The organism is Agrobacterium sp. OT33, assembly GCF_017313365.1.
Taxonomy (GTDB): Bacteria; Pseudomonadota; Alphaproteobacteria; order Rhizobiales; family Rhizobiaceae; genus Agrobacterium; species Agrobacterium rhizogenes_A.
In genome coordinates this window covers 169,503-188,377 of record NZ_JAFLMZ010000012.1, presented here as the reverse complement: position 1 = coordinate 188,377, position 18,875 = coordinate 169,503, and the positions used below count along the sequence as shown (strand labels likewise).

General features: G+C 57.0%; 21 protein-coding genes. 14 read left to right on the top strand and 7 right to left on the bottom strand.

Annotation, left to right across the window (positions count from 1 at the left end):
* The first annotated feature begins 1,135 nt into the window (after window positions 1–1,135).
* A complete protein-coding gene (locus JZX88_RS24670; protein WP_174034957.1) occupies window positions 1,136–1,891 on the top strand; it encodes a hypothetical protein in 756 nt (251 codons plus the stop codon).
* Window positions 1,892–1,969: 78 nt separating this feature from the next.
* Here JZX88_RS24670 and JZX88_RS24665 read toward each other — a convergent pair whose 3' ends face one another.
* The 3 genes from JZX88_RS24665 to JZX88_RS24655 form a co-directional block, all read right to left on the bottom strand.
* The gene (locus JZX88_RS24665) at window positions 1,970–2,797 is read right to left on the bottom strand and encodes a calcium-binding protein (protein ID WP_206915041.1); all 828 of its coding nucleotides are present in this window, start codon (window positions 2,795–2,797) and stop codon (window positions 1,970–1,972) included.
* A 531-nt stretch (window positions 2,798–3,328) separates the two neighbouring features.
* Window positions 3,329–3,691 carry a type II toxin-antitoxin system RelE/ParE family toxin gene (locus tag JZX88_RS24660; RefSeq protein WP_174034956.1) on the bottom strand — a complete coding sequence of 121 codons (363 nt, stop codon included), beginning with the start codon at window positions 3,689–3,691 and terminating at the stop codon, window positions 3,329–3,331.
* Between the two features lie 2 nt (window positions 3,692–3,693).
* On the bottom strand, window positions 3,694–3,945 hold the full coding sequence (locus tag JZX88_RS24655) for a transcriptional regulator (protein WP_206915047.1): 252 nt from the start codon (window positions 3,943–3,945) through the stop codon (window positions 3,694–3,696).
* A gap of 312 nt (window positions 3,946–4,257) precedes the next feature.
* Between JZX88_RS24655 and JZX88_RS24650 the strand changes: the two genes are divergently transcribed.
* Window positions 4,258–4,500: a hypothetical protein gene (locus tag JZX88_RS24650; protein WP_206915049.1), complete on the top strand. Its 243-nt coding sequence runs from the start codon at window positions 4,258–4,260 to the stop codon at window positions 4,498–4,500.
* Between the two features lie 315 nt (window positions 4,501–4,815).
* Here JZX88_RS24650 and JZX88_RS24645 read toward each other — a convergent pair whose 3' ends face one another.
* Window positions 4,816–6,027, bottom strand: coding sequence for an MFS transporter (locus tag JZX88_RS24645; RefSeq protein ID WP_246753547.1), 1,212 nt, complete (start codon window positions 6,025–6,027; stop codon window positions 4,816–4,818).
* A gap of 5 nt (window positions 6,028–6,032) precedes the next feature.
* A complete protein-coding gene (locus tag JZX88_RS24640) occupies window positions 6,033–6,389 on the bottom strand; it encodes an antibiotic biosynthesis monooxygenase (protein WP_206915040.1) in 357 nt (118 codons plus the stop codon).
* Between the two features lie 124 nt (window positions 6,390–6,513).
* On the opposite strand from JZX88_RS24640, the gene JZX88_RS24635 reads away from it, so the two are divergent.
* The 4 genes from JZX88_RS24635 to JZX88_RS24620 all read left to right on the top strand — a co-directional run bounded on the left by JZX88_RS24635 (window position 6,514) and on the right by JZX88_RS24620 (window position 9,807).
* Window positions 6,514–7,419 carry a LysR family transcriptional regulator gene (locus JZX88_RS24635; RefSeq protein ID WP_206915045.1) on the top strand — a complete coding sequence of 302 codons (906 nt, stop codon included), beginning with the start codon at window positions 6,514–6,516 and terminating at the stop codon, window positions 7,417–7,419.
* A gap of 462 nt (window positions 7,420–7,881) precedes the next feature.
* Window positions 7,882–8,943: a hypothetical protein gene (locus JZX88_RS26230; RefSeq protein ID WP_246753546.1), complete on the top strand. Its 1,062-nt coding sequence runs from the start codon at window positions 7,882–7,884 to the stop codon at window positions 8,941–8,943.
* Window positions 8,940–9,368, top strand: a complete 429-nt coding sequence (locus tag JZX88_RS24625) for a hypothetical protein (RefSeq protein ID WP_206915048.1) — start codon at window positions 8,940–8,942, stop codon at window positions 9,366–9,368. The genes JZX88_RS26230 and JZX88_RS24625 overlap by 4 nt, the downstream gene beginning before the upstream one ends.
* Before the next feature lie 106 nt (window positions 9,369–9,474).
* Window positions 9,475–9,807, top strand: coding sequence for a hypothetical protein (locus JZX88_RS24620; RefSeq protein WP_206915039.1), 333 nt, complete (start codon window positions 9,475–9,477; stop codon window positions 9,805–9,807).
* 710 nt (window positions 9,808–10,517) lie between these two features.
* Here JZX88_RS24620 and catB read toward each other — a convergent pair.
* Window positions 10,518–11,147 carry a type B chloramphenicol O-acetyltransferase gene (gene catB, locus JZX88_RS24615; protein ID WP_206915038.1) on the bottom strand — a complete coding sequence of 210 codons (630 nt, stop codon included), beginning with the start codon at window positions 11,145–11,147 and terminating at the stop codon, window positions 10,518–10,520.
* A 386-nt stretch (window positions 11,148–11,533) separates the two neighbouring features.
* Between catB and JZX88_RS24610 the strand changes: the two genes are divergently transcribed.
* From JZX88_RS24610 to JZX88_RS24590, 5 genes are all read left to right on the top strand, one after another.
* Window positions 11,534–12,079, top strand: coding sequence for an RNA polymerase sigma factor (locus JZX88_RS24610; RefSeq protein ID WP_110760568.1), 546 nt, complete (start codon window positions 11,534–11,536; stop codon window positions 12,077–12,079).
* Window positions 12,076–12,513 (top strand): hypothetical protein, encoded by a 438-nt coding sequence (locus JZX88_RS24605; RefSeq protein ID WP_206915037.1) that lies wholly within the window; start codon window positions 12,076–12,078, stop codon window positions 12,511–12,513. The genes JZX88_RS24610 and JZX88_RS24605 overlap by 4 nt, the downstream gene beginning before the upstream one ends.
* Window positions 12,510–12,959: a periplasmic heavy metal sensor gene (locus JZX88_RS24600; RefSeq protein ID WP_206915036.1), complete on the top strand. Its 450-nt coding sequence runs from the start codon at window positions 12,510–12,512 to the stop codon at window positions 12,957–12,959. Before JZX88_RS24605 ends, JZX88_RS24600 begins: the two co-directional genes overlap by 4 nt.
* 76 nt (window positions 12,960–13,035) lie before the next feature.
* Complete coding sequence (locus JZX88_RS24595) at window positions 13,036–14,571, top strand: DUF1800 family protein (protein WP_206915035.1); 1,536 nt, start codon at window positions 13,036–13,038, stop codon at window positions 14,569–14,571.
* 2 nt (window positions 14,572–14,573) lie between these two features.
* Entirely contained in the window at window positions 14,574–15,797 is a 1,224-nt protein-coding gene (locus tag JZX88_RS24590; RefSeq protein WP_206915034.1) for a DUF1501 domain-containing protein, read from the top strand.
* 16 nt (window positions 15,798–15,813) lie between these two features.
* On the opposite strand, the gene JZX88_RS24585 is transcribed toward JZX88_RS24590, so the two are convergent.
* Window positions 15,814–16,347 (bottom strand): hypothetical protein, encoded by a 534-nt coding sequence (locus tag JZX88_RS24585; RefSeq protein ID WP_206915033.1) that lies wholly within the window; start codon window positions 16,345–16,347, stop codon window positions 15,814–15,816.
* A gap of 312 nt (window positions 16,348–16,659) precedes the next feature.
* Between JZX88_RS24585 and JZX88_RS24580 the strand changes: the two genes are divergently transcribed.
* The 3 genes from JZX88_RS24580 (at window position 16,660) to JZX88_RS24570 (ending at window position 18,798) form a co-directional block, all read left to right on the top strand.
* Window positions 16,660–17,832, top strand: a complete 1,173-nt coding sequence (locus tag JZX88_RS24580) for a DUF6386 family protein (RefSeq protein WP_206915032.1) — start codon at window positions 16,660–16,662, stop codon at window positions 17,830–17,832.
* A gap of 265 nt (window positions 17,833–18,097) precedes the next feature.
* Entirely contained in the window at window positions 18,098–18,493 is a 396-nt protein-coding gene (locus tag JZX88_RS24575; RefSeq protein ID WP_174034948.1) for a DUF2946 family protein, read from the top strand.
* 95 nt (window positions 18,494–18,588) lie between these two features.
* Entirely contained in the window at window positions 18,589–18,798 is a 210-nt protein-coding gene (locus tag JZX88_RS24570) for a hypothetical protein (protein WP_206915031.1), read from the top strand.
* Window positions 18,799–18,875: the final 77 nt, after the last annotated feature.

Sequence of the window (18,875 nt, the reverse complement as noted above, 5' to 3'; positions counted from 1 at the left end):
GTTATTATGATCGATCGCCGCTCAATCCCATCCTCCATTCCAATCAAATCCATTTCACTCATATAGTTTCCGCGCATAATCATTCTCCAATAAAACAGAAAATTTCAACATAAAAATCATATATTTACGCGCCACCGTCCCGCAATCTGCAAATTGCAGGTCCCAAAAGTAAATTCCGCATAGGGATTCTCGCCCGCCATAAACTATTTATATATAACTCATCGCGACATATATTTTATATGTTTCTACTTATATATCTGTATAAATATATGTTTATGGTATCCTCCCAGGTCGAAGGTGGAATCCCCTCTTCGCCTCGGTTTCCAAATTCAAATTCCCCCTCTGGTTGTACAAATATTGCCGCTTGAGGCGACGATTCATAATCTTCGTCACCCTTCGCCTCATCAGGGCTGTGTCTGTACGAGCAGCAAGGACGTACATCTCATAAAGACCCATTTTGAACACACCTTTCCTGTCACGCGACGCAGTGGCGACCGTGTTATGAGCTTCATCTGTTTTCCCATCTGCCTTTCAGCTCGATGGGCATTTCAACGGGGCACTAAAAATTGCCACCTATGGAAAATAAAGACACTTATCAGTGCCCCGCATCAGCGATTCATGCCTGGCAACGCCAGCCCTTCAGACAATGATCCACCAAGAAATAGAAGGGCCCACCACAAACCCAATCCACCTCTCCTTCGTTCATTGCCAAAGACTTTCTCAGCCAGACCCCAAAATATGAGAACGACGTCTTCTCTCACACCCAGCGCTGGTTCCGTTTCAAACCCGAATGTCTCCCGATTCATCACGGAACAAAAGCAGTATAGATCAGACAGTGAAGGCGGGGATAAGCGGGGAATAAAAATCTTTCCCAACAGCTAAAGAGACCTAGGGAAGTAAGGGGGAACGGCGTCAGCTGGCATCCCGTGAAAACTAGCAGAGACTTCTGCCCAACTAATGGCTTATTGCAGTACTCCGGCAGCAGTGAAGATATCGTTTTGGCGAAAAAAAATAATACAAATAACAAATAAGATAAATATATTAATTTACGCAACAAATATACACAGAAATTAAAAGAATAGATTGGCGTAAGCTTCAATATTTATATTGCACATGAAACTACGGGAGAATTTTTATGACGACGATTGAATCGACAGCATATTATACTACCTCCAGCCGCCACGTCCCAACCCCGAAATCGGATGTCTCCGACATAGCAACCGAACAGCCGCCTAAAGGAGTGCCCACCAATGGTACGGAGGAGAAATCCCCGCACCAACCAAGCGTTGACAGCCTACCCTCCAGAGCATCGATCAACTTCCAAGGGGTTCTTTTTTCATCAACACGTCTAGAAAATGCAACGCCGCTTAACATCGCAGAGCTATCAGAACAAGAATATCGAAATTTCGTCGAGTCGGATGAAAGAGCTATAGAAGCGAATCGAAGTTACCTTGAACGTGAATATAGCGACGACGAAAAAATACCTGATATGTCAAAATATTCCGACATAAAACTCTACGCGACCGTGAGTGTCAGCGGGACAATTGTTGCAAAAATCGATAACCAAGGTGGAGTAGAAACCACCGACGAAGCTCTTGGAAAGAGTCTGATGAGCTTACTAATAAGCGACATGAATGGCACAAACGGCCCCAACCTTGCACAAGCTCGGGCCGAACAAATCTCTAAGATTCTGGGCGGCAGCATTGTAAAAGCGGATACAGCCCTGACACAATTACAGTTCAGTGCGCTTTCAAATACAAATCAAACCGAGCGCGTCGTGAACTACGAGGCCATGAAGCAAGATCCGATATATCATCACACTCAAAATCTTCTAGAAAATATAGAAAAAATCAAACAGCAGAGACAAGATTTTCTGTCGCAGAGACAATAAAATTCTTAAAATCGCTTATCTACATATGTATACGGGCGGGGTAGTACGTCGCCCGTATACATAGCTTAAAATATTCAATTAAATAAAATTATCTGTCGGAGCATAGTTTGCGATATTGAAAGTCATGCTATCGGCCGTTTGTAAAAATTCTACTGTGTAGTGACCGCCGAGATAATAATCTTCAATCTTTACCCCTGCATCTATGGTTTCATCAGCAAAATCGGTTGTTGATGTGATCCACAGATCGTTCGAATTCTGAAAACGAATGAGCTCAATTTCGTTCGAAAGATAGGAAACAACAATTCGATCTTGGGTGTCATAGACGGCGCCAGTACGAGGACTTCCTCCCTCATTTACGCCGTCGTTGACGACATCAATGCCACCCTCGAGGAACTCGTAGCGATCGTTACCAGCTCCGCCCCAAAGCCTGTCGTTACCCGTTCCGCCATTGAGAATGTCGTTTCCAGCGCCTTCAAGAATGACATCATTTCCACTCCCGCCTCGATTGACGTCGTTACCGATCCCGCCAATAAGCGTATCATCCCCAGAACCACCTTCAAGTGTGTCATTTCCGTCATCGCCGGACAACCAGTCACTATTACCTTGGCCTCGTAAGAGGTCGTCGCCTGCGCCGCCATTGAGGTTGTCGTCCCCATCGTGACCATAGAGGAAATCATTACCGTTACGGCCATACAGAGAGTCGTTCCCAGTGTAGCCAAAGAGCGCGTCGGAGCCATCTCCTCCATCAATATAATCGTTCCAGCGCGATCCTATAATACGGTCATCTCCTCCCAAGCCTAGGAGTTGCCACCAAGCCTGATAGGCAGGCCAACCTGCCGAAGGGGCATAGGTATTGTTACTGTAGTCAATATTGTTCGCGTTATTGTCTCCGGAATAATAAGGCATCTCAGTCTCCGTTGTTTCGGCAGAAATTCTGCCTGTCGTCCAACGCATGACCCCAGGCCCCATGCCGAGGTTCATGCTCAGTGTTACGTCATGAAAAACTTATTAGGCATCATCGCGTTACATCTTTTGGCGGAACTGCATTTATCGCTTCATCATTCTGCCGACCTACAAGACAAGTGAAATTTCACCACCTCAACCGGAACGGCAGATACACTTAAAATACAAACGAAGTAAAATCAAAATTAAAAACTACTAAATTCTCCTTATCAACAAAATTTGAATAAATTCACAAGCATTAAATAATAATAATATAAAATAATATAAAATATAACAGTAGAATAATTTAACAAAAATTTCATATTCGCCTAAATTATCCTCTCTATATCTCACAATATAGGACGACATAAGTAAAAACGCCGGAGCACAGTCCGGCGTTTGGTTGCTGGCCACCACCCCTTTGTCAGGTCCGGACTGAACTACCTCCATTTCAACCGGACAGTCAGCATAAGCAGAAAGGCTCAAGCACCCGTTCTAGTCAGTTTGGATAATGCCTCTGGCATCGAGCGCCGTGAGATCTTCTCTCAAGCGTACGGCCATATCCATCCGCTCGTGCAGAATACTCATCACACCCAAGTCACCGTTATCAAGCTCTCGGAAAAACAGGTAATGATGCTCATAACGGCTGAAATAAGCCTCACTCTTGAGGTCACCGGGAACGGCAAGTCTTTGGGGAAGACGCCGCCAAAGCAGGTGGTTGTCGCAGAGGCGCTGCAAATGCGCGTGCAGACCACGTATATAGGTCTCGGCCTGCATTTCGCCCCAGACATCCACGGTATCGCGCCAGATTTTGTCCTGTGCGGCATCGGCAGGCGCATAAAAGCGATAAGCTGCCATAACTAGCGACGCTTGTTTCGGCCGATTACATCATCAGCAGAGACGGCTCTAAACTCGCTATCATCCGCGCGCATTGCGGGAGCCAGTTCCTTTTGCAACGCATCCCATGCCTCGTCGCGGGTTTGCAGGTCACGCCGAATAAGCGCTCGAATATATTCGCTCGCATTCTCATAAAGACCGTCATCACCAATCTGCTGCTGGATATGGTCTTGCAGCGCACCGCTGACTTTGACGTGAATGCTTCCTGACGCCATGGCGTTTTCCTTTCGGTCTCCTCGATTATGAAAATCGTAGCATATATTGTCAATATTCATCACGGCTTGCCGGCAACGCGTGCCCTTGGTCGATCGTGAGCGCCACAGGAGTCAGATCGCTATATCGTTTACTTTGCCGACCGGCTGAAATATTTTCTAGTCTAACGAGAAAATACAAATGAGGATCAGGAATTGAACGTCATTACGGGAACCGGATTTGCCGCTGCTGCCCTGCTTTTTTCGAGCTCTGTCGCCTTTGCCGCGCCGACATATCTCAGCTGTGAATTCGCAACTTCGAAGGGAACCCCTCAGGTGTTCAATTTCGTGCTCGACGAAGCCGCCGGGACATTTGGCGTCTATGTCCCGGCTTCTGGAAGTCAGAGAATGGAAAAAGGCACCTTTGCCGGCGGGAAAGCGAGCCTGAATGAAGGATCGGTGGCATGGGAGATCGACATCGCCAAGGGTTCCGTCATTCGTGACAAGCGCATGGTTGGCGAGAAGGACAGTGGGACCTGCAAGGCGGTCTCGCACGAGCAGAGCGGCTTTGAAGAGTGATTATCGGTGTGGGGACGGGCGGACATGGCAGCAGACCGCCATGTCCGCATCCTGCTTTCGCTCATTGACTATCCGGCCCAGCTCAATCTGATCATGTGGACATCCTCGATGCGGAAAGGCGATGCGCGGAACGCTGCCCATTCGCATATTGATTCTGGCTGCCGCGCTGCGTCGGTAGCTCTCGGAAGCTACAGAGCAGTGGATGACCGTTACCTTATGGTCGCAGCGGGTCGAATGGCTCCATAACGCAAAAGCGCCAATAGCAGCCATCCTTCAAAACGTTCGTGAATGTCAATTTTCGGCCCGAAGCAGACATCACAAAGCTGGGTGGTTTGGCGGAAAGGCCCTGTCTTTTGCCAAAAAAGCGATGCCATAGGCCAGCAACAACAATGCCAGAACCGACCAGGAGAGCCAGCCGGTGCCGACGTGTTCGAGCAACAGGCCACCGACGATGCCTCCACCCGCAATCGCCAAATTCCAGGCTGTGACGATCATGGACTGCGCTACATCAGAAGCCTGCCCCGAGGTATTGGCGGCTGCCGTCTGAAACAGGGTGGCGGCACCTCCGAACGCCAATCCCCACACGCCCGTTGCCAGCCAGAACAGCGCGGGTACCTCGCCGCCGATGCCGAGCATGAATGCGGCCGCTGCGAACAGCATGATGCTTGCAAGTACCAGCGCTCGCAGCCACCGGCCAACCAGATAACCGACAATACCGATCCCTGCGATTGCCGTTAACCCAAACATCAGCAGAACAACGTCGAGTTTTCTGTCTAACCCCGCAGGAACCACAAGTGGGGCGATATAGGTATAAAGAATATTGTGGGCGAGGACGAACAGCAGGGTAACCATCAGCACCGATTTGATTCCACCGATTGCCAAAGTGCCCCTGATGGAAGACCGCTCATTGACCGTCGTGCCTGGATAGCCGGGCACCTTTACCCGGACCCACCCTATCAGAACCGCGGTGAGCGCGGTCATCAGCAAAAATGTACTTCGCCATCCGATGACAGACCCTATCAGGGTTCCCGCCGGAATACCCAGAGACAAGGCCAGTGGCGTACCCACCATCGCAACCGCGATGGCACGCCCTTTTTGCTGGTCTGAAACCATGCGCGCTGCATATCCGGCGATCATCGCCCACAGCAGCCCCGCGCAAACCCCTGCAAAGAAACGTGCCAGGAGCATGATAGTGAAGCTTCCGGTGATCGCCGTCATGGTGTTGACCACCGCGAAACCCGCGATGGCGCAAAGGAGAAGCGGCTTGCGCGGGAAATGCTGGGTAGCCGCGGTCAGCGGAATGGCCGCCACCAGCGAGCCGATGGCGTATACCGTAATGAGTTGGCCGGCAACGGAGGGGCTGACGCCCAGCTCCGTGCTCATTTGCGGGAGAAGCCCCGCTGGCAGGGCCTCTGTCAGGATGGTGATGAAACCAGCCATGGCAAGGGCAAGCAGGGCCGACATCGGCAAGCGAGCATCGTCCACCCTTTCACTCGCATTGCGGCCGTCCGGGGTCGAATGGGCCATGGCGCTCAACCCGTCTGTCCGAGTTTGGGCAAAACCAGATCGCCGACGCTATATGTATGGAATTCGCTGGTTGAGACAGTGTCCAGCTTACGGAATTTTTCAACGAAAACCGGATCGGAAAAGAACTCGTCTACGTTGCCTGCACCCTGAATGGCTTCAATGTTGACCACGGTCAGCCCGTCAGTGCTTTTGGCGAGATTGCTCCAGAGAAACTCCGGCTTTCTCTCCGCCACGTAGTGGACCACGTCCTGAATGATTTGAAACGCTTCATCCTGCTTGCCCGGATGGGCATGAATGACGTTGACGATAAAAGTGGTTGGCTCCGGAGAGGCGGCAAATCCGGCGGCGAACTTCGTATCCATGTGTCTTCCTCTGATGAAAATCGGCATTGGCTGCCGTGACAGGCTGGATATCGGCTGCGCGATACGCGATAAATGGTCTGGTATTCCGATAAGAGCGGAAAATTATTCCTTAATAGGGATGGACATGGACAAGCTTGGTACGCTGGGTATTTTCGTTCAGGCGGCAGAAGGCGGCAGCTTTGTCGCGGCCTCTCAGCGACTGGGTCTCTCCAGTTCTGCGGTTGGCAAGGCAATCGCGCGTCTTGAGCAGGAGATGGGGGTGCGCCTTTTCCATCGCTCGACGCGCAGCATGACGCTGACGGAGGAAGGCAGCTTTTTTCTCGATACCTGTCGACGTATTCTGTCTGAACTGGATATGGCACAGGCGCAGCTTTCACGGTCCCGCAGCAAGCCTCATGGCCTCTTGCGCGTGAGTTTTCCGCTGACAGGAATGCTGCTGATGCCGGCGATATCGGCGTTCATGAAGGCTTACCCCGAAATCACCCTGGACCTCGATTTCACCGACCGCCTGGTTGACGTGATCGAAGAAGGTTTCGATGCCGTTGTCCGCACCGGTGACATGCGTGACACGCGGCTGATGAGCCGCAAACTTGGCTCCTTCAGGCATCGGATAGTCGCCTCGCCCGGATATCTGGAAAAAGAAGGCGTGCCGCTGGCGCCGGAAGACCTGCGACATCACCGCTGCATGCATCACCGCTACGCCAATTCGGGCAAACTGGAGCCATGGCCGCTGGCCAGAGACGGCAAGGACCTGCGTATCACGCTGCCAGCAACGACGGTGGCCAGCACACTTGAACCGCTCATCCACCTTGCCGAGAACGGTTTTGGCATAACCTGCTTGCCCCATTTCGCAGTGGCTCAACAGATACAAGAGGGCAAGCTGGTATCGATACTCGACGGCTTCACGGCAGAGGCGGGTATCTTCCGTGTTCTTTGGCCAACGAGCCGATATCTGTCACCGAAGATTCGTGTCTTCGTGGACTTCATGGCTGATAATTTGTTCACGGTGGAGGGGGAATTTGATTCATAGAGAATGGAGTTTTTTGCGTCAGTCGCAATCTCGACAATTGGCACGATCCGGCCCTCGACCCAAATCGCCGAGCAGCAAGGGAAACAGCTCCCTTGGGGCCATGGCTCTCCTCGACGACTGCCTTTCGCATTCTGTTGTCTGGCGTCGCGCGCGCCTCTCCGCCCGGATTCCGGCTTGAACAGTTTGCCCCACAGCCGACTTTTGCATTGCGTTGCACACGCCAAGCTCAGCACACAAAGGCGGCTTTGTCCTGGGCTGTCATTACGATGTGCGGCGGGAAGCACAACCGCCTTGATTCATCGGAACGGGTCTGGCAGGAATCGATGAGCAGAACGGGGCCTGAGGTAGACATGCGAAGCACACCGATCGAGCGCTGCAAAAGTGAAACCGCAGGCAGGAAGTCTTTCTCCCATCTTTTGTGCTCTTCCCCATCCTTCGTACTCTTCAATGAGGAATAACACCATGCCACGTCTATCGTTTGCCGGTTTTGCGATGCTGGCGCTCATGGTTGCCATCTCGATGCCATCGTCCGGATGGGCGCAAGCGACGGCGATTGAAAATCCTTCGCCGACCTCATTGCCGGCAATCGCCGCCAGCCGCGAAGGTTTCGATAAGAAAATGCTCGAACCCGTCAACGGTCTGGATTTCCGGACCTATGGCCATATCGTTTACGCCATGTTTCTCGATCCCGATGGAGATCACGGGGCGATCTTCAGCAAATTCGGGACGGACAAAGGCAGTTTCGAAGCCGCGGGCACAGCCTTTGGCGAGCGGATGAAGCAGGACCCCACCTTCGCGATGATAGAGATGTACGGCGCCTACTTCGCCGAGACGGCACAGGGCACCTATGCGGCATTCGGCCGGGATGTCGCAGCGTCCGTGCTCAATCAGGCGGCGCTCCGGGAAACCGAACCGATGCCGGAGGAAAAATTCCGGGAAATCCAGGTCTATTACGGCCGCAAAGCTTCCGTCGCGGGCACGGCTCTGGCGCAGCAGGATGAGGTACTCAAGCCCTATCACCTCACATTCAACGACTTCAACATATTGGGGGCGTGGTTCTCCCGCCGGTTGGCGCTGGAGACGGCGGATATTTCCTCACCACGGAACGACGGAGGCTCGCGTGCCGAGGCGGCGCCGGTGGAGCGGCCGGAATGGGGCGGTCTCTGGCGTTTCACCTGGAAAACGCTGCAACGCACCGATACCGAGATGAAGGTCGTGGAAACCTCGCGCGACATCTGCGTCACGGGCGAGATGACCGCCGAAACGCTGCCGCTCATGCCCAAGCCTTCGGGTGTCAAATGCGTCTTGATCGACAAAGTCCGCTTTTATGAGAGCGGTGTGCAGATGAACGCGCAATGCGACCACGGCGGCATCGGGACATCCTGGGGCCTGTATCTTCAGCCGGAGAACGGCGGCGAAAGCTTCAGCGGTCAAATCTCCTACAACGAAGTCTACGAGGGCGACAACGACATGCCGCAACCGACGACGGATGTCGTCGTCAAGCGGATTGGAGAATGCCAATGAGACGAGCCACAATCATGATGCGATCCTGCCTCGCGACCGCAATCCTCCTGATCTCGGCACCCGCTTTCGCCGAGGATGGCGGCCTTCCCCCCGGCCTGTGGCAGGTCAGGATATTCACCCCGGTGCCGACACCGGAACTGAAGAACGATGAGCAGGTGTTTCAGGTCTGTTACGACGCGGCGGCCGTAAAGAGCCACATGAACCCGGTTTTACCGAAAGCGCAGGCCGCCCAATGCGATCTGGATTTCACCGACATGGGCGACCTTGCCTATGACGCCACATGCAAGGACGGCGATCATCGCCTGCGGATCTCGCAAGTGGCGGAGGGCCTGTGGCGCGGCACCTACCGCTTCCTCGGCAAGGAGGACGGTACGATGCTGGAGCCCGCGGTCGAACTCAAGCAGATCGCCAAAACCTGCGGCTAGCTTTGCCGCGAAACGGCGGCATATCCTCGTCCCATGACTGTGATATCGGGCTCGTGGCAACGGGCACGGCATCCTCAACATTGCATCGCAGGTTTTGGGAATTTCAATGAATGACTATATGATCCTGACTGCCGGTTTAGTGGGCGGTGTCGCTGGAGGCGGGCCTGGCGCGCACCTGTCGAAAACGCCGTTCCGGAAGGGCGCGCTCCTTGCGGCAGCTGCCTCGATCATACAGTTCGCTATCGGAGAGTTGACAAACCTCCGGCAACCTCTTGTCTACTCCCTGATCAATCTGGTCGCCATAGGTCTCATCGGCGGTCGCTGGGGTATGCGGTTGACAGCCCGTCAATTGTCGCCGATCGTCATCGGCAGTTTCCTTCTGGCCTTGGTGGCAGCAGCAGCCGTTAGCTATTTCGTTTCGTCACTCGGCAACTTGTGAGGTGGAGCGCAGGCGTCCGTTAAACAGGATCGTCGAGACGCGCGCCGCCCCCGCAGATCGCCTGCCTCCAATCCGGGTGTGCGAAGGATTTTGGAACGGTTTCATAAGCTGGCACAACGATCAGGTTTCGCCGTGCCGCTGTTCCTTGATATTGTACCCGACGACAGAATGGATCATCGCACACTTCGGCAGGAACGTCTGGATTCGCCTGATATTTCCGGGGCCATGGCAGATATCGTTACGTCATACCCCTTGATCAGCCAAGCCCTGTAAGCTGCATTGAGATCGTCAATGACCGGAGGGAATGTCGGGCGCCTCGAGACAGCCTCCGCCAATCTCCTCGCAGCGGATTCCGGAAGCCGCAAGTAGCGAGTTGCTCCCATTTGCAATTACGCCTCCACTGGTACCCGGGAGCCTCGGATGCGATCTGGCTCCTCCCATCTTAACCCGTGCCGTGAATCAGACTTCCTCTGCTCCCTTCATGGTCTCAAACGCGAAACGTTGTCTTACAATGTGGATTTCTGCCTGAGCGGTCACTTCACCGTATCAATATTCCAGGACATGGAGGATGGCATGGTGATGGTGTGTATCTGGGCACGGATAAATCCCTGCCGGCACCGGATTCCGGCCCCGTGCACGCGGTTTCGGGCGGCTGGCCGATCCGTCGCGCTGCTGGCCCGCCCTGATCGGACGGGCCAGCAGTTTCACCGTTACAGAGTGCCGGATTGCCAGAACCGATACAGCTCAGGGACATTGCCGCTGGTCATGAGCGGCATTGCGGCCTTGAGCCTTTCTGCCGGCCATTCCCACCATTTCATCTCCAGCAGGCGTGCGATGTCATCGTCATCAAACCGCTTGCGGATGGTTCTGGCGGGGTTGCCACCGACGATGGTGTAGGGTTCGACATCCTTCGTCACCAGCGCCCGGGTCCCGATGACGGCGCCATCGCCGATCTTGATGCCGGGCATGATGATCGCTTCCGAACCTATCCAGACATCATTGCCGATGACGGTGTCGCCCGCCGGCAGATAGCCATTCTCTGCTCCCTCGAATTCCGGCACTTCCGGCATGAAGAAGAACGGGAAGGTGCTGATCCACTCGTTCCGATGGCCCTGATTGCCCGCCATGATGAAGGCGGCGCCCGAGCCAATGGAGCAGAAGCTTCCGATCACCAGCTTGTCCGCGCCTTCATCCGGCAGCAGGTAACGGGCGCAATCTTCAAAGCTGTGGCCGTGATAATAGCCGGAATAATAGCTGTATTTACCGACGACGAGGTTCGGGTTCTTTACCTGCCTGTCGAGCGTGATGCCCCGAAAGGGGCTTTCGAAATAATTTTCCATTGAGGTAATCTCACTGCATGTGTTCGCATTCGCCTGCCTTCAGGCAAGCCGACGCCAAGCGTGAAGCCGGCCGGCTTCTCGCTCGATGCTCCTCGCGCTGCGGCGGGAGCTAGATGCAGGTGATACTCGAGGCTTTTATCATCAGGTCTGATTACCGCAAAAAGCTTCGAAGGCCAAGCCGCTGCCGCTTCAAATCATAAACGCGGGTACGCGAGAGGATGCCTTAAAAGACAAATATGTTTGGCAGCCAGTAAAAAACAGCGACGGATTTTCGCATATGCCTGCGTTAAAATGGAAAGAAACCGGACACGACCGTTGAACCGTTTGTCACGTTACCTCAAGATCGCCCCTGCCAGACAGGATGTTACGAAGGCAAAGCCTGATAAATGGTAGACGATCCGGACGCAGATTTGCTTATGGAGGTCGCGGCGGGTGGCAGCCGCGCGATGCAGGCGCTGGTAACGGCCAAACTGCCGCGGATCATGGCACTTGCAACCCGTATGCTGGGCGACCAGGCGGAAGCGGAAGATATCGCGCAGGAGACGTTCCTGCGAATATGGAAGCAGGCCGGGAGCTGGCAGAGAGACCGCGCGAAGTTCGATACGTGGATCCACCGCGTCGCACTCAATCTTTGCTATGACAGGCTGCGAAAACGCAGGGAAATACCGGTTTCGGAACCGCCCGAACAGATCGATACGGGTCCATTGCCGGATGGCTCGGCCGCCCTTGCCGGCAGCGACGGCAATATCGTCGCGCATGCGCTGCAAGCCATATCGGCCCGGCAGCGGGAGGCGATTATTCTGGTCTACTACCAGGAGATGTCGAACCGTGAGGCCGCCGAAGTCATGCATATCAGCGTGGATGCGCTTGAGAGCCTTCTCGCACGCGGACGCCGGGCGCTCCACACGATATTGAAGAGGCACGAAGAATGAGCGGAACGAGTGGAACGCCCATGGACAGGCAGCTTTTTTTCAACCTTGTGTCGGCCTATGGCGCCGATCCCAAACGCTGGCCGCAGGAACATCGGGAGCAAGCAACGGGGTTTGCACAGACGGAAGAAGGCCGGCGCATGATCCTGGGGGCGACGGGGCTCGATGCCGCATTATCCTCCTACCGCTTGCCGGACCCTTCCGCCCGCCTTCATGCACGTATCCTGGCGCAGGCAAGCTCCCGGACCACACGACGTAAACGTCTCGTCAGATACGGACTGGGCGCCGGTATGATCGGCATCAGTCTCGCAGGCGCGCTGACCGGCGCACTCGCTGTCGTCAATCTTTCTCCGCCACCGGCGCTGACGCTGGGCGATACGTTAACAGCTTTCGGAAATTTGCAGAGTGAAAGCGAAATAGCCGAGGATGGGAAATGAGCGAACAGAACTTCCGCTGGCTGGCGATCATTCTTCTGAGCGTAAACACGTTTCTTGTCTGTGCTTTCGCCGGAGCGGGTTACGTGTACCTGAAAAACGACACCGCTGCCGCAATATCACGCATGCCGCTCGCAGGAGAGCAATTGCCGGAAGCCGAGAAGGAAGCGTTTCAACGCAGCCTCAGCGATGCACGCAAGACCATGCGGGAAACCTCGCTTGAGGCACGCCAGGCCCGCATCGAGGCCGCATCGCTGATGGGTGCCGAGAACTTCGATGCCGCCGCGCTTTCGGCCGCGCTGGAACGTGCCCGCAAGGCCGAATATGCCGTGCGCACGGCAACGGAACTGCAGGCGGTGGAGTTCTCACGCACGCTTTCCCTTGATGCTCGCCGCAAGCTGGCTGAGGGACTGCTTGCCCGCGAGGCGCCGAAGCCTGCCACGAAATAATCACATTTGAAAACCGACAGAATTCCGGCCAGCCCGCCGTTCAAGGGTCGATAACGAAACGGAGTTCGTATCGGCCATGTCAAATTCCAGAGAAGTATCAAACTCCCGGAATGCGGATGCAGCGCTGGCGCTCTGGCGTTTTGGCCTTGGAGCACGGGAAGGCGATATAGCCGCTATCAGCGACGCCCCGCGCGATCTCCTGCGTCTGGAAATCACCGAACGCGCCACGCCCGTGCCGGTGAATGCCCGATTGCACTCCAGCGCCGACCTGCTTGCGGCACTTGCCGATTATAACCGGCAGGTGAAGGCGGAAAGGGAAAGACCGGCTGTGGTTACAGCCTCGACCAATGGCGGCGAAGCCGGGCAGACTGAAAAATCCATGGGGCAGTCATCGCAGGCAATGGCGGCGGCCGCAAATACGATGGACAAGGCGGACATGCCGTCCAACCCGGGCATGCAGGCCGGGGCGAAACCGGAGACCCCCGCTTCGAAAAGACCGTATCTTCCCCAGCAGATCCTGCTTGCGGAGACGGATGCCCGCTTCAACGGCACGATACATCAGCCGCTGATCGGTTTTGGCGAACGGTTGGCAATGTTCTGGGCCAATCATTTCGCGGTGGCGATCAGCAAGGGAGGCGATGTCCACATGCTGGCCGGCGCCTTCGAACGGGAGGCAATTCGCCCGCATCTCTTCGGAAATTTCGAAGAGATGCTCATCGCGGTCGAGACCCATCCGGCAATGCTGTTCTTTCTCGACAACCAGCAATCGGTCGGACCGAACTCGAGGGCCAACAGGAACGGCAAGCGCGGCCTCAACGAAAATCTGGCGCGCGAAATCATGGAGCTTCATACGCTTGGCGTGGATGCCGGCTACACTCAGGCGGACGTGACTTCGCTGGCCCGGATCATTACCGGCTGGGGTGTCTATCGCGATAAAAAACATCCCGGTCCGATGGGCCGCTTCTATTTCAACGACAACAATCACGAGCCGGGCGACCAGACGCTGCTGGGCATCACCTATGGCGACAACGGCGAACAGCAGGGACGCGCGGCATTGCGTGATCTTGCCCGGCATCCGGCAACAGCGCGTCACCTTGCCTACAAGCTGGTGCGATATTTCGTGAGCGACCAGCCGCCTCCGGAACTGGTGGCGAAGGTGGCCGCCGCCTATACCAAAAGCCATGGCGATCTTTCCGCCACCTATCTGGCGATGATCGATGACGAGCAGTCCTGGAGCCCGGCCCTTACCAAGCTCAGGCCGCCGCTGGACTTTGTGGTGGCCATGATCCGCTCCAGCGGGATCACGCCGAAACCCGAGCAAATCCTGTCGGTGCTCAAGGCTCTGGGGCAGCCGCTGTGGAATCCATCCGGGCCGAACGGCTTTCCCGATGTGACCGCCGGCTGGGGATCGTCCGAAGGGCTGGCGACCCGCATCGATGCCGCCAGTCTTTTTGCCCATCAGATATCCGATGCGGTCGACCCCCGCAGTTTCATGGCAGACCGGATGGGACCACTTTTGTCCGAAGAAACCAGGCAGGCCGTCCAGCGTGCGCAGACCAAAGCGCAGGGACTGACGATCGCATTCCTTTCACCCGAATTCCAGAGGCGTTGACCATGCTGTGTGAACATCTTTCCCCAACCCGCCGCGCGGTTCTCGGCGCGAGCGGCGCCCTGTTCGCCTGGGCTTTCATGCCACGCTTTGCCTATGCGGCCGGCGGGCGCGACCCGCGTTTCGTCACCATTATCCTGCGTGGCGCACTTGACGGACTGACGGCGGCGCCACCCATCGGCGACCCCGATTATGAAGCGCTGCGCCAGCAGATTGCCCTTCGGACGGAAGGCGACAATCCGGCGCTCGAACTGGACGGCTTTTTTGCCCTGCACCCGTCTCTTCGCAACTTCCAGAGACTTTACAGAAAAGGCGAGGCAGCGATCGTGCATGCCAGCGCGACGGGATATCGCGACCGTTCGCATTTCGACGGGCAGGACGTCCTCGAATCCGGATTTCCAACGCCCGGTCATGTGGAGACCGGCTGGCTGAACCGGCTGCTTGAGCAAATGCCGGCCGGTGAAACCATCAACCCTGCTTCCGGCGGCGGCCTGCGCGGCCTTGCCGTTGGCGCCAGCGCGCCGCTGGTCATTCGCGGCAAGGCGCCGATCCTCGGCTGGTCACCCGCCATTCTCAAACCCGCGGATGGCGATCTCGCGCCGCGCCTCGCCGATCTCTACGGACAGACGGACCCCATGCTGGCGAGCCTGCTCGCGGAAGGAATCCAGACCGGCAAGATCGCTTCCGGCGTTAACATCAAGGCCACCGGAGGACCGGGTGACCCTGCCGGCATGGAACAGATGGCGCGTGGCGCGGCGCGGTTGATCGCCCACCCGGAAGGGCCGCGTGTCGCAGCCCTCGCCTTCGAAGGGTGGGATACGCACGCGCAGGAAGTCGATCGGCTGTCGAAGCTTCTTCTCGGGCTCGACAATGCACTCGCCGCCTTTGAACAGGAGCTGGGGCCGGTATGGAAGGACACGGCGATCCTCGTCGCTACCGAATTCGGCCGGACAGCGCGCATCAACGGCACGGAGGGCACCGACCACGGAACGGCGACGACCGCCTTTCTCGCGGGCGGCAGCATACGCGGCGGCAGAGTGATCGCCGACTGGCCGGGCCTGAAGGTGCCGCAACTGCGTGACGGGCGCGACCTTGCGCCCACAACCGATCTGAGGGCGATCATCAAGGGACTGGCGATCGATCATCTCGGCGCGAGCAGCGCAATGCTTGACAGGGCGGTGTTCCCGGGCTCGGAGGCCATCAAGCCCTTGAGAGGGCTGATCGTCTGAAGCCTGCGCCGTCTCTTCAACGACCCGCTCCGCCATCCGAAGTAATATTGATGATGGCGGACGCGCCCACCTGAACAAATGAATATTCGATCGGGCTTCGCGTCCACCGGGCCATCGTGCTTTCTATCGCGTCATTCTTGTCGAGATTATCCGGTGCGCCAAGCCGCTTCGACAAGGCATCCCGAAAACCGGCGGGCCTTGCCGTGGAATATGCGCATGCCTTGTGTCCGTTCGGACCAGTGGCAATCCAGAAAGACAACGACTCGGCTTCGTCGCGCCAGCCCACGACCTCAACCGAACCGCCATTATAGGCGACGAAATGACGGCGCCACTCCTCGGTTTCCGCGTCGGTCATACGCGGCCAGCCAAGTTCCTCACCCTTGACCAGCACCGCCTGCAGCGTGGGCGCTTCGCAGATATCGAGAAGGCGGTCAACCGTCATGTCCACCGGCATGGCCACAGCGACTGCGAAATCCACGAATGCGGCGCAAATGCCGCCAACGGTCATCACCCCCAGGTAACGAAGGGGATTTACACGCTCTGCTTTCATTTCTTCCGCCCCGGTTCGCCATCCTTGATGATTTTTTCGTGGTCCGAACAGCCTCATAAGTAAACGCGGCGACAAGGATCAAACGACGCAAAACGGCCCCGGACGCGCATTGCCGCTGAAACGCCCGGCACCATTGCGTCAATAGATTAGCCTGCAAGGCTGTTCGATGAAACCTGCGGCTGTTACATCATGAGAATTGAAATGGCCTTTCGCCTCATGCGCCGCACCCGTTGCGGTCCGGACACGCATATATCTCGACCGGCGCTCAGGACCTCGCCGGACAGATGCCGATATAAATGCAGGGAGACCGTCATGCGCAAACTGATCCACGCCATTGCATCGCTGTTGTTCGTCGCGCCGCCCGCCGCGGCGGCCGATCGCACGGTCGAGATCGGCACCGATGTCGCCGGTTTCCTCATTTTCCATCCGGACGATCTTGCCCACCGGGCGGCGGATCCTATCGCCTGGTACGCCTATAGTTTCGCATACAGGAAAGAGTCCGCCGCCGGACGTCTCGTCGGTTTTGGAACGGGGTCGGATGGTGGTTTCCTGATCAGGCTGACCATGGGCCAGCCGACCGCCACCGAGGTCAAATTTGCCGGCGCGCACTGGAGCTATCCGCTGATTGTCAGGCACGGCCAGGTTTATCTCGACAATACCGACGGGCTGCCCGGCGAGGAAAAGATGGACGATCCCGCCGATTTTCCCGACCGGTGGTTTTCCCTGCCGAACGGCTCCTATCGTGTCGATGTGCGGGCAATCGCCAGATCGCGCCCCGGCGCTCCAAAGCACCTTCCCGACTATGTGGTCAGCTTCAGTCCTGTCGCCGATATTGCCGGGATCGCGATTGCTGAAAACCTGCCGGATCTGCGGCAGGCGCCTGACTGGCAGGCAAAGCCCGGCGGATCGCAGGATGCCGGTTTCGGACTGTGGCAGAGTGCCGAACCGGGCACCCGCTCGCTACCCGGACTGGCAGCGACCGGCGACGACGTGGTTCCCGGCCAAACCTACCGGCTGGAAACCACCGAGGCCGATTACGAGAGCTATCGCGAAGCGATGGGGGCGTTTCGGGTCCTGACGTTCGCGCATCAACCGGTTGGCGTGTTGGCCCGGATCAATGGCGCATCGTTCATGCCGAAGCGAGGCGGGTGGATCGAATTTTCGCCTGAAACGCCGGTGATGGCGAAAGCCACATCCGCCGATGGACAGGTGGCTTTCGATTTGATCGCCAGGCCCGACATGCAAGCCAGCGCCGCCGAGGTTGAAACATTCAGGGCATTGGTCGTGAAGGCGATCCGGACAGCGCAGGAAAAACCGTCGGCATTCGAAGAAGAACGCTTCGCCGCCCTCGATGAACCCGAGGCGGTGACCAGCTGGGCCCTGATGCATCTCTCCCTACCGGCGAGCATGAAGATCGACATATACCGCCATGGCGCTCGCGAGCGAATTCGACTGATCACTGAGGCGATCGAGAATCCGCGATGACGCGGTATCCGACACTGAAGGAACCCGCGAGGCAAAGGAACGCCTCCTCACCAGACGGGCGAGGAGACCGCAAAGTCTCCGGTGATCCCGCATCGCCGAAACACGCGCTGTTTGATCTGGCGCACAGACGGGGGACGCGCGCTCCCGCACATTGTTCCCACGCCGTCTCACGATCCGCGCTGCGGTAAACTGTCCATCGCGGGTGAATTGGCAGGGTGGCGATGCAAGGCAAGTTTCAGAGGCTGTTCGGGCGGGGATTCCGGCAATGATCGCAAAGGCGACGACATGGCAGAAGGGGATGCGCATTCTGTGCGCGCTTGCCCTGTTCGCCATCGGTTTCGCCCATCGCGCGCCGGTAACCGAAGCCGGTTTCGCCGGGACTGAAATCTCCGCCCACATGCTGCCGGACGGCAGCCTGCCGGATATTTGCCACACTTTCGATCACGACGATGGCCAGTCCCACCCCGACCGGCACGCAATTGTTCCCGTCTGCGAGGTTTGCCGGATCGTGGCCGGCATCCTGCTGCCGCAGCCCACCGATATGACCGGCAGGCCGCTCCTCATCGAGACCGGTGAAGGTTTCGTGGCGGATACGGCCGCATTCAGGCCATCAGTTCTTCTGATGAGCGCCGCGCCGCGCGCACCACCCATTTCCGTCTGACCGCATGAAAGGCGTGTCCCTGCGACAGCCCTGAGGCCTGCGGGCCGGCAGACGGGTTTCTCTCCTTCCCTCCCCGATGCCGCCCCAGGCCGGCCATGGCCGCCGTTTTTCCGGAACGGCGCCGGATTTCCAGCTCTTCCGCCGCGTTGATCGGCGGGGTGCCGGGATCGGACGGGCTGGCAGGCGACACGCAGTTCATCCACCCGGTCTCCGCCGGCATCGGAGACCACGCCCCCAATCTTGCCCCGCCGCCATGCGCCGAACCTGCTTCCGCTTCAAGGCGGCAGGCTGGTGGCCTGCGGTAGCCATAAGGCGGTGTCGAGCCGCGACGATATCTGTGTGGCACCTGTCGTCCATTCCGACGGTTTCCCTGTCACCGTGC

Excerpts from the sequence above, each read along its gene's own strand:
- JZX88_RS24670 (WP_174034957.1), top strand. The coding sequence starts at position 1,136 with ATGACGACGATTGAATCGACAGCATATTATACTACCTCCAGCCGCCAC.
- JZX88_RS24665 (WP_206915041.1), bottom strand. The coding sequence starts at position 2,797 with ATGCCTTATTATTCCGGAGACAATAACGCGAACAATATTGACTACAGT.
- JZX88_RS24660 (WP_174034956.1), bottom strand. The coding sequence starts at position 3,691 with ATGGCAGCTTATCGCTTTTATGCGCCTGCCGATGCCGCACAGGACAAA.
- JZX88_RS24655 (WP_206915047.1), bottom strand. The coding sequence starts at position 3,945 with ATGGCGTCAGGAAGCATTCACGTCAAAGTCAGCGGTGCGCTGCAAGAC.
- JZX88_RS24645 (WP_246753547.1), bottom strand. The coding sequence starts at position 6,027 with ATGGCCCATTCGACCCCGGACGGCCGCAATGCGAGTGAAAGGGTGGAC.
- JZX88_RS24640 (WP_206915040.1), bottom strand. The coding sequence starts at position 6,389 with ATGGATACGAAGTTCGCCGCCGGATTTGCCGCCTCTCCGGAGCCAACC.
- JZX88_RS24635 (WP_206915045.1), top strand. The coding sequence starts at position 6,514 with ATGGACAAGCTTGGTACGCTGGGTATTTTCGTTCAGGCGGCAGAAGGC.
- JZX88_RS26230 (WP_246753546.1), top strand. The coding sequence starts at position 7,882 with ATGCCACGTCTATCGTTTGCCGGTTTTGCGATGCTGGCGCTCATGGTT.
- JZX88_RS24625 (WP_206915048.1), top strand. The coding sequence starts at position 8,940 with ATGAGACGAGCCACAATCATGATGCGATCCTGCCTCGCGACCGCAATC.
- JZX88_RS24620 (WP_206915039.1), top strand. The coding sequence starts at position 9,475 with ATGAATGACTATATGATCCTGACTGCCGGTTTAGTGGGCGGTGTCGCT.
- catB (WP_206915038.1), bottom strand. The coding sequence starts at position 11,147 with ATGGAAAATTATTTCGAAAGCCCCTTTCGGGGCATCACGCTCGACAGG.
- JZX88_RS24610 (WP_110760568.1), top strand. The coding sequence starts at position 11,534 with ATGGTAGACGATCCGGACGCAGATTTGCTTATGGAGGTCGCGGCGGGT.
- JZX88_RS24605 (WP_206915037.1), top strand. The coding sequence starts at position 12,076 with ATGAGCGGAACGAGTGGAACGCCCATGGACAGGCAGCTTTTTTTCAAC.
- JZX88_RS24600 (WP_206915036.1), top strand. The coding sequence starts at position 12,510 with ATGAGCGAACAGAACTTCCGCTGGCTGGCGATCATTCTTCTGAGCGTA.
- JZX88_RS24595 (WP_206915035.1), top strand. The coding sequence starts at position 13,036 with ATGTCAAATTCCAGAGAAGTATCAAACTCCCGGAATGCGGATGCAGCG.
- JZX88_RS24590 (WP_206915034.1), top strand. The coding sequence starts at position 14,574 with ATGCTGTGTGAACATCTTTCCCCAACCCGCCGCGCGGTTCTCGGCGCG.
- JZX88_RS24585 (WP_206915033.1), bottom strand. The coding sequence starts at position 16,347 with ATGAAAGCAGAGCGTGTAAATCCCCTTCGTTACCTGGGGGTGATGACC.
- JZX88_RS24580 (WP_206915032.1), top strand. The coding sequence starts at position 16,660 with ATGCGCAAACTGATCCACGCCATTGCATCGCTGTTGTTCGTCGCGCCG.
- JZX88_RS24575 (WP_174034948.1), top strand. The coding sequence starts at position 18,098 with ATGATCGCAAAGGCGACGACATGGCAGAAGGGGATGCGCATTCTGTGC.
- JZX88_RS24570 (WP_206915031.1), top strand. The coding sequence starts at position 18,589 with ATGGCCGCCGTTTTTCCGGAACGGCGCCGGATTTCCAGCTCTTCCGCC.